At 38.3% G+C, this 7903-nt stretch carries 7 protein-coding genes; 3 read left to right on the top strand and 4 right to left on the bottom strand.

Features of this window, described 5'->3' with window-relative positions; genetic code table 11:
- Positions 1 to 1842: HAMP domain-containing protein (locus CLV95_RS18175; RefSeq protein ID WP_107695056.1), on the bottom strand; the 1842-nt coding region annotated here is incomplete at its 3' end.
- Between the two features lie 451 nt (positions 1843 to 2293).
- Entirely contained in the window at positions 2294 to 3754 is a 1461-nt protein-coding gene (locus tag CLV95_RS18170) for an NAD-dependent succinate-semialdehyde dehydrogenase (protein WP_002735069.1), read from the bottom strand.
- A gap of 629 nt (positions 3755 to 4383) precedes the next feature.
- Here CLV95_RS18170 and CLV95_RS20190 point away from each other — a divergent pair.
- The 3 genes from CLV95_RS20190 (at position 4384) to CLV95_RS18160 (ending at position 6784) form a co-directional block, all read left to right on the top strand.
- The gene (locus CLV95_RS20190; protein WP_016749323.1) at positions 4384 to 4518 is read left to right on the top strand and encodes a hypothetical protein; all 135 of its coding nucleotides are present in this window, start codon (positions 4384 to 4386) and stop codon (positions 4516 to 4518) included.
- 106 nt (positions 4519 to 4624) lie between these two features.
- Entirely contained in the window at positions 4625 to 5953 is a 1329-nt protein-coding gene (locus CLV95_RS18165) for an alkaline phosphatase D family protein (RefSeq protein ID WP_002727943.1), read from the top strand.
- A 6-nt stretch (positions 5954 to 5959) separates the two neighbouring features.
- Positions 5960 to 6784 carry an alpha/beta hydrolase gene (locus CLV95_RS18160; protein ID WP_002734898.1) on the top strand — a complete coding sequence of 275 codons (825 nt, stop codon included), beginning with the start codon at positions 5960 to 5962 and terminating at the stop codon, positions 6782 to 6784.
- Between the two features lie 9 nt (positions 6785 to 6793).
- On the opposite strand, the gene mtnP is transcribed toward CLV95_RS18160, so the two are convergent.
- The gene (mtnP, locus tag CLV95_RS18155; protein ID WP_002734917.1) at positions 6794 to 7657 is read right to left on the bottom strand and encodes an S-methyl-5'-thioadenosine phosphorylase; all 864 of its coding nucleotides are present in this window, start codon (positions 7655 to 7657) and stop codon (positions 6794 to 6796) included.
- Between the two features lie 97 nt (positions 7658 to 7754).
- Positions 7755 to 7903 (bottom strand): hypothetical protein (locus CLV95_RS18150; RefSeq protein WP_002763669.1); only part of this gene is annotated, 149 nt, incomplete at its 5' end.

The raw sequence follows: 7903 nt of genomic DNA, 5'->3' as shown, positions 1-7903 counted from the left end.
AGAAGCTGCTTGAGATTCCATTTTTGCACTGGTTAAACTCGTAAATTCCGAAAAATCCGTCACCGAAATCTCCAATGTCTCCGCAGAAGAATGAAGACGTTTTCTTGTCATTTGAATGGAATTTGCCATTTTGTTAAACGAACGAGCGATAAATCCGATTTCATCCTCTACCTTAACTTGAAGACGGTATTCTAAGTTTCCGGAATTGGCTTCCCTTAAACCGACCACTACATCTTCGAGAGGATTCAATAAAGCTCCTTGAAAGAAAAAACGGAATCCAAATAAAACAAGAAACAAAATACAAATCGCAGACATATAAAGGATTTTACCGGTAGGATGGAGATATTCCCTTAAAGATTCGTATCGAAACCCTACTTCATAAATTTTTCCTCCAGATACGTAAAAGTAAGAAATGTAATGTTTGGGAACCGGACCGTTTAATTCATAAACTCTTTCCCCTTTGTACGTTCTTTCGTCCTGCTTTCTTATCTGTGTAAGAAATGTATCAAAAATTTTATCTCTTTTTTCGGAATCCAGATTTAACGCGAATTTTTTCAGCTCCCTTAGATATCCGTCGATTCCGGGAACTTTCGATTGAAACAATTTATCCAAAGAAGCCGGATCGTTTTTTTCCTTGGGAGGCAAGTGGAAGTGTTTGTTCCTAAGCACAACTAACGTGCTTTGTAAAGCGTCAAAAAACGATTCTATGTCCTTCCCCGAAAGTCGAGTTTCGTTTTTAGAAGAAAGATATTCTTTTACTCCCGCTTTATACGCATCGAAACCGGAGGGAGAATTTTTTAATATATCTTCCACACTTTGTTTAAATTCCTCATTGGGAAGAGAAGGAAGTTCGAAAAGATTATGGGTTATTTTGAAAAAACGGAATTCTCTCAGCGTGGATTCGTCCGGTTGTTGAGAATTTCCCGGAAAGAGAGACGTTACCGAATCCGTCCCAGGATCGTATTGGAAAACGTATTCCAAATCTTTGGAAACTTCTAAACCGGCCGCGGAAAGTCTAGCCTCTGTTTTTTTAATTAAGTCGTACGATTCTTCATATTGATTGAAAATAAATATACTTACGATCTGTAGAATTAGAAAAAACGTAGCGAGTGTGATTCCGGTAATTCTGGAAAGAATGGAAGTCTTTTCACTCGTATAGTTAATATAACCCACAAGCACGACAAACAAACCGGTTACGAGAGAAATGTCCAAAACCGTTTGATACAATTCTCTGGAAACCGCTCCGTCTCGGCTCATCGCATTAAACACTCCCGGAATCAGAATAATAGAGGCCATGGGTATTAAAACGATTCCGGTAATAATTCTGTCCTTGCCTTTGAGAGTTATCATTCTCCAGATACCGATTCCAACAAAAAGAAAGGTATAAAAAATGATAGCTACGGCATAGACCTTATAAAAGAAATTAACTTGAAAGTCCCAATAATGGCCCGAGAAGTAAAAGACTCTTTTTGCGGAGAAAGATTCGTAAAAATACCAAACACAGATAACGACCACTCCCGACAAAGCGATTGAAAATGCCGGAATCATTATTTTTTTGGAAACCGGCTCCGGGTATTTAAAAAAGAACATGATCAGAAATAAAACTCCCAAAAAGGGAGAAGGAATCACGATCCATCTATGAAAGACGGACCAAGATGTGTAAAATGGAAAACCTGCCATGTAACCGATGTGAAGTATTCCAAGAAACAAAAGACCAACGCTAAGATAAATCGTACCGGATGCCTTTTCTTGAATGGAGAAAAAAAAGAACGCAGTGAATCCGATAAAAAGAATCCCGATTAACGAAGCCAAAGAGAAATAATTTAAATAAATCAGACCCATAATATAAGTATTCTATAAACTTTTACAAACTACTATCGTCAAGGAAATTCGAAATTCATATTCAATATTGTTTCACATAAGAAATTTTAAAAACAACGATGTTATAAAATGATTTGTAAGGGTTGTAATTTCACTGCAAGTTTCAGAGCGTTTGTGTAAGATTTATTTTACGAATGCAGTTCTGAATATGTTAGATTTATTTACAGGAAAAGTATTGAAATACGAAACGCCTGTACAACTACAGCGAATAAAGCGTAACCCATGTCCCAGTCTAGAGTGTTACCGATGTGCCAGAATATACATAACAACAAAATTCTCAAAGAGACGTAATTTGTGGGAACGTACTACATTCAAAGGACGAAGAGAATGTCGCGGCTATGCCGCTCCCACAGAAGACAGTTTTGAGACGGGGTTCTTAAGACAAACTATAGCAATTTTATGCGGTTAAAGGTTAAAAGCCACCGGTACAAATATACTTGATATTAAGATACTCATCGATTCCGTATTTAGATCCTTCCCTTCCGAAACCAGATTCTTTTATACCTCCAAACGGCACCTGTTCACTGGAAATGAGTCCTTCGTTGACTCCTAGTATTCCCGATTCGATTTTTTCCGAAAGAAGTTTAACCTTTCGATAATCCTCCGTATAAACGTAAGCCGCTAATCCGGAAGGCGTAGAATTCGCAGTTTGAACCGCCTCTTCCATTGACTCAAATTGATATACAGGGGCGATCGGCCCGAAAATTTCCTCCTTCATCGAAAGAGAATTTTCTTTTACTTCGGAAAAAATAGTCGGAGAAAAAAACAATGTATCAGGTTCAACTCTGTCTCCACCAATGATGAGTTTTGCTCCTGTCGATTTTGCGTTTTCGACATGAATTTCCATCTTACGAACCGCCGCTTCATTGATCAACGGACCCATGTTTACATCTTTTTCAAATCCGTTTCCCACCTTTAATTTTAAAACCGCTGCCGAAAATAGATCTAGAAACTTCTTATAAATTCCTTTTTGAACCAAAAATCGATTTGCACACACACAGGTTTGTCCCGAATTTCTGAACTTGGAAAGAATAGCTCCTTTGACAGCGGATTCCAAATTTGCGTCGTCAAAAATCAAAAAGGGAGCGTTCCCTCCCAATTCTAAGGAAAGTCGTTTTAAAGTTTTAGAACTTCTTTCCATGATAAGTTTTCCTACACGAGTGGAACCGGTGAAGCTAATCTTCTTTACGTCGGTATGATCAATCAAAGTATTCGCGATATTTTCCGGATAACCCGTTAGGACTTGAAAGACTCCTTCCGGAATTCCCGCCTCTTGTGCAAGTGCCGCTAACGCAAGCGCAGAGAACGGTGTCAGCTCGGAAGGTTTACAAATTATCGTACAACCGGCGGCCAAAGCCGCAGCCGCTTTACGAGTAATCATCGAAGAAGGAAAATTCCAAGGAGTTAAAATTCCGCATACTCCGACGGGTTGTTTTAAAACCTCGATCTTCGTATCTTTCCTATGACTTGGAATGATGTCTCCGTAAGTGCGTTTCGATTCTTCGGAAAACCATTCCAAAAAGGAAAATGCATAATCGATCTCACTTCTAGACTCACCGAGAGGTTTTCCTTGCTCCAAGGTCATAAGAATCGCAAGATCCTCTCGATTCTTTTTCATCTTCTCAGCCCAGTTTCGAATAAGAAATGAACGTTCTTTTGCCGGTCTGTTTGACCAATCCGAAAATGCATGTACAGAAGTTTGAATCGCTTCCAAAGTCTCCTTGGAACCCAAAGAAGGGACGGAACCCAAAACCTCAAGGTTTGCAGGGTTGTTTACGGAAATTTTTTCATTAAGATATCCCGACTTCCAAGATCCTCCCCAAAAAGCCTCTTCTCTAAATAATTCTTTTCTATAAAGAAGTTTTAAACTCAAGAGCCCACCTCTTCTTCTTTGTATATTCTCCAAAACTGGAAAAAGAAAGAAGAATCCGTTTCGAGCGAAAAGAATTTTGAGGCAAAATTTACCACAAGAAGTTAAGCTAAAAGATTATCTTTTACGGATCCGGAATCGACCGTAGTATATCGAAGAAACACGAGATATTTATCTTTGATTAAAAAATCGTTTTTCAAAATATTTAAACTTTCTTTCATTTTAAAATTTTAGAATCGAATAAATTCCGACTTTCTTACAAAAGCAATTATAGACATATTCACTCGCGCCTATTACTAGAGTTGTTGAAAAATTAATTCTCTATCTGTTTCTGCTGCATTAAAATGGACGTTTGAAACGGTTTTGTTAATCTGAATCATGGAATTTTTCAACAGCTCTACTCTAGATATAATCAAGATTGTATCTAGAACTGCTTTCCTTATCACACAAGGATTCGACAACAATCAAACGCTTGATCCATTCTAAACTTTTTTCATTGACCCTGCTATAATTTATAAGTCTTATTATAAACGCTAATACTTCATTTACGGCACGAATCAAAAATAATAGAACGTTATGCGACATCCAAAAAACAAATTATACAAGTCAATTTTGAAAGTTTTTTATATGATATGAAATCGGAATTCAAAAAAGGAAAGAAAAAAGCCTTTAAAAGTGGGAATAAACTTCCTATCACTGCAATCGCTCAGAATAAATCGGTTTTGAAAAACAAAGCTTCTGGCACACATCCTTCCCAAAAGGGTTGAACAAACCTATTACAAATAGATTCCCAAGAAAAAATATTTGAACTTTTAAAGTGACTCCGATTTTTTTACACTCGATGTAATATAATAATTTAAAAGGACATTATTTATGAAATTCAGAATTCTAAAACACAAAAGAGTTCTTTATTATCTTCTATTGATTTTTAATCTTCAACTAAATGCAGAGGCAGCCAAAATTGTCTCTGGACCGATTTTGGGATATTCCACATTAAAGGAAGTTTTAGTCTGGATTCAAACTGATCAGGCTTCCAAAGTTGCATTAGAATATTCTGAAATTGGAAATCCTAGGAATAGGTATATTTCCGAAACAATACAAACGGATTATAAAACGGGCTTTATCGCAAAATTGATCGCAAACCGCGTCGAACCTGGCAAAAGTTATAATTACAATCTACTCGTAGACGGAAAAAGAATTAAAGGGGAACACCCGCAGACATTTCAGGCACAATCATTTTTTGCCTATGCGTCCCATCAAGACCCACCTTCATTCTCGTTCGCGCTTGGAAGTTGCGCTTATGTCAATGAAAGTGAATTTGATGTCCCTGGAAAACCTTATGGCGGTGAGTACTTTATCTTTAACTCTATCCTTTCCAAAAAACCGAATTTTATGCTCTGGCTCGGAGACAACATCTATCTGAGAGAACCGGATTGGGATTCAAGAACCGGTTTCCTGCATCGTTATAGGCATCAGCGTGGAATTCCAGAACTTGCTCCGCTTTTTGCATCGGTCCATCACTATGCGATTTGGGACGATCATGATTTCGGTCCGAACGACTCGGATTCTTCCTTTTGGATGAGAGAAACTTCGGAAGAAATGTTCAAACTTCATTGGGGAAATCCGAATTATGCAAAAGAAGGTATCTACGGCTCTTTCGTTTGGGGAGATGTTCAATTTTTTCTTTTGGATAATCGAACATTTAGAACGGCAAATAACAACCGGGAAATCGGCCCGAGACAGATTCTGGGAGAAAAACAATTTCAGTGGTTTGTAAATTCTTTAGCATATTCAAAAGCCACATTTAAGTTCGTCGCGATCGGCGGACAATTTTTAAACCCGAACCCCGTTTTTGAAAACCACGCCACATATCCTCAAGAAAGAAATAAAATCCTTTCCGCGATTCGAGATTTAAAAATTAAAAATCTGATTTTTCTCACGGGTGATCGCCATCATACGGAGTTGAACTTTCTTCAGGAAGACGACATATCGATTTACGATTTCACCGTTTCACCATTAACTTCCAGATATTATTCCCCTTCTGAAAAAAATCCTTTACGGGTGGAAGGAACCCTTGTTGATAAAAGAAATTTTGGAACGATTTCCGTAAGCGGGAAACGAGGTCAAAGAAAACTTGTTCTACAGATTTTTGACGTATATGGAAAAGAGCTTTGGAAAAAAGAAATCCTTCCAACCCCTTAATGTTCTATGAAACGATCTATGATTCCCATTTTTATATTCTTATTATCCGCTATTTTGCTGGTTTTGTTTCTCGTTTGGTGGAACCAAGACAGGCTGATTTTTTTTCCGGAAAAACTTCCCGAAAATTTCGTATTCCGGTTTCCGAACGAGTTTCAGGAAATCAAACTCAATACTCCCGACGGAGAAATAAGTTACGGACTTTATTTCCCATCCAAAAGTAACATTTCTAAGAAAACGGTTTTATTCTTTCATGGAAATGCGGGAAGCCTGAGAACTTGGGAAAGAATTTGTGAAGACTTTCTTCCCTTCGGATGGAATATTCTAATTACCGACTACCGAGGATATGGAAAGAATTCGGGAAGTATTTCCGAAAAATCGCTGAATGAAGATGCCGAGTTGTGGCTGAATTACGTACTTCAGGAAATTAAGGTTCCTAGAAACGAGATCGTAATCTATGGTCGTTCCATTGGCACAGGAGTTGCGGCGAACTTAGCTTTTGAGAATCCGGACCTTGATTTATTTTTAGAGACCCCATTTACTGATTTGCCAACTCTGGCGCGAAATTACTATCCGTTCCTACAAACTTGGATGTTACGTTTTCAATTTCGGAACCTGAGCAAATTGGAAACTGTACGCTCTAAAATCAGGATTTTCCACGGAACGGAAGATGAGATCATTCCATATTCAAATTCGGAAATCATATTCAAAAAATTGAAAGAACGAAATCAAGATGTGATTCTTTTTACGATCCCAAACGGCTCGCATAACGACCTTGCTCTTTATCCGGAATATCGCCGGGCATTGAAAAAAAGTCTAGATGAGATCCGATAAAAGATCGATTTAAAAGTATTCTGGGAAAAGAACTTTGAGTTTTTTTACGGTTTCCGGATTTCTTTTTTCAGGTGCCGTGATGATCGAATATCGGGTACTGTTTTTTAAAGATAGGTCGTCCCCGTTTCCAATCACATGAATCAGTTTGGAAAGTAGTTTTTTAGCGGTTTCCGCATTCTTCGTAAGATTTGCGATCACCATCTCAACGGTGACGGACTCTTCCCCTTCTCTCCAACAGTCATAATCCGTAGACATACAAATCATCTGGTATGAAATCTCAGCTTCCCGAGCAAGTTTCGCTTCCGGAAGTACAGTCATATTGATAATATCCGCACCCCAAGAACGATAAAGATGAGATTCGGCCTTTGTAGAAAAAAGAGGCCCTTCCATACAAATCAATGTTTTGCCCGTATGAATTTTCAAGCCGATCTTTTCAGCGGTTTGTTCAATTCTTTTACCCAAGTTTTGAGAAAATGGCTCCGCGAATGGAGCGTGGGCAACTATTCCGTTTCCAAAATACGTGGAATCCCTTAAATGGGTACGATCAATGATTTGAGAAGGTAAAACAAAATCGAGAGGTTTGATTTCTTCTCTCAAACTTCCAACCGAGCTAAAGGCGACAATCTCTTCCACGCCAAGTTGTTTGAGTGCACAAATATTCGCATGATTCGGGATTTCGGGTGGCGAAAGAAAATGTCCGATTCCGTGTCTCGGTAAAAACGCGATTAGTTTTTCTTTGTACTTCCCGATTTTGATTTTATCGGAAGGTTTTCCCCAGGGAGTATCGGGATAAATTTCCTCTATCAATTCCATTCCATCCAAACTATAAAGTCCCGTTCCACCTATGATGGCCGCTTTTACGTTACGTGGCATTAATCCGCTCCCCTAGAAAAGAAAGTTATCGATTTCTTCAAGGACAGTTTTGGAAAGAGGACCTAAATTGTAAATCGGAAGTACCTTGCAAAACAGATTAAACGACACTCAAAGCCTTTAAATCTCTCGATTGAGTTTTAATTTTCAAAACTCCATCTTGAATTTTTCCGGATTCCTGCGTGATCTCGTTCACTTCCTTTTCAAGTTCAAGCATCGCCTTCATCATCTCTTTCTGACCAGTCATCT

It is taken from the genome of Leptospira borgpetersenii serovar Javanica, from assembly GCF_003046425.1.
Lineage (GTDB): Bacteria > Spirochaetota > Leptospiria > Leptospirales > Leptospiraceae > Leptospira > Leptospira borgpetersenii.
Note: the sequence above shows the minus strand (reverse complement) of the source record. Positions and strands in the feature narration are given on the sequence as shown.

Coding starts and splice junctions, on each gene's coding strand:
- CLV95_RS20190 (WP_016749323.1), top strand. CDS start 4,384: ATGAAATCGGAATTCAAAAAAGGAAAGAAAAAAGCCTTTAAAAGTGGG.
- CLV95_RS18165 (WP_002727943.1), top strand. CDS start 4,625: ATGAAATTCAGAATTCTAAAACACAAAAGAGTTCTTTATTATCTTCTA.
- CLV95_RS18160 (WP_002734898.1), top strand. CDS start 5,960: ATGAAACGATCTATGATTCCCATTTTTATATTCTTATTATCCGCTATT.
- mtnP (WP_002734917.1), bottom strand. CDS start 7,657: ATGCCACGTAACGTAAAAGCGGCCATCATAGGTGGAACGGGACTTTAT.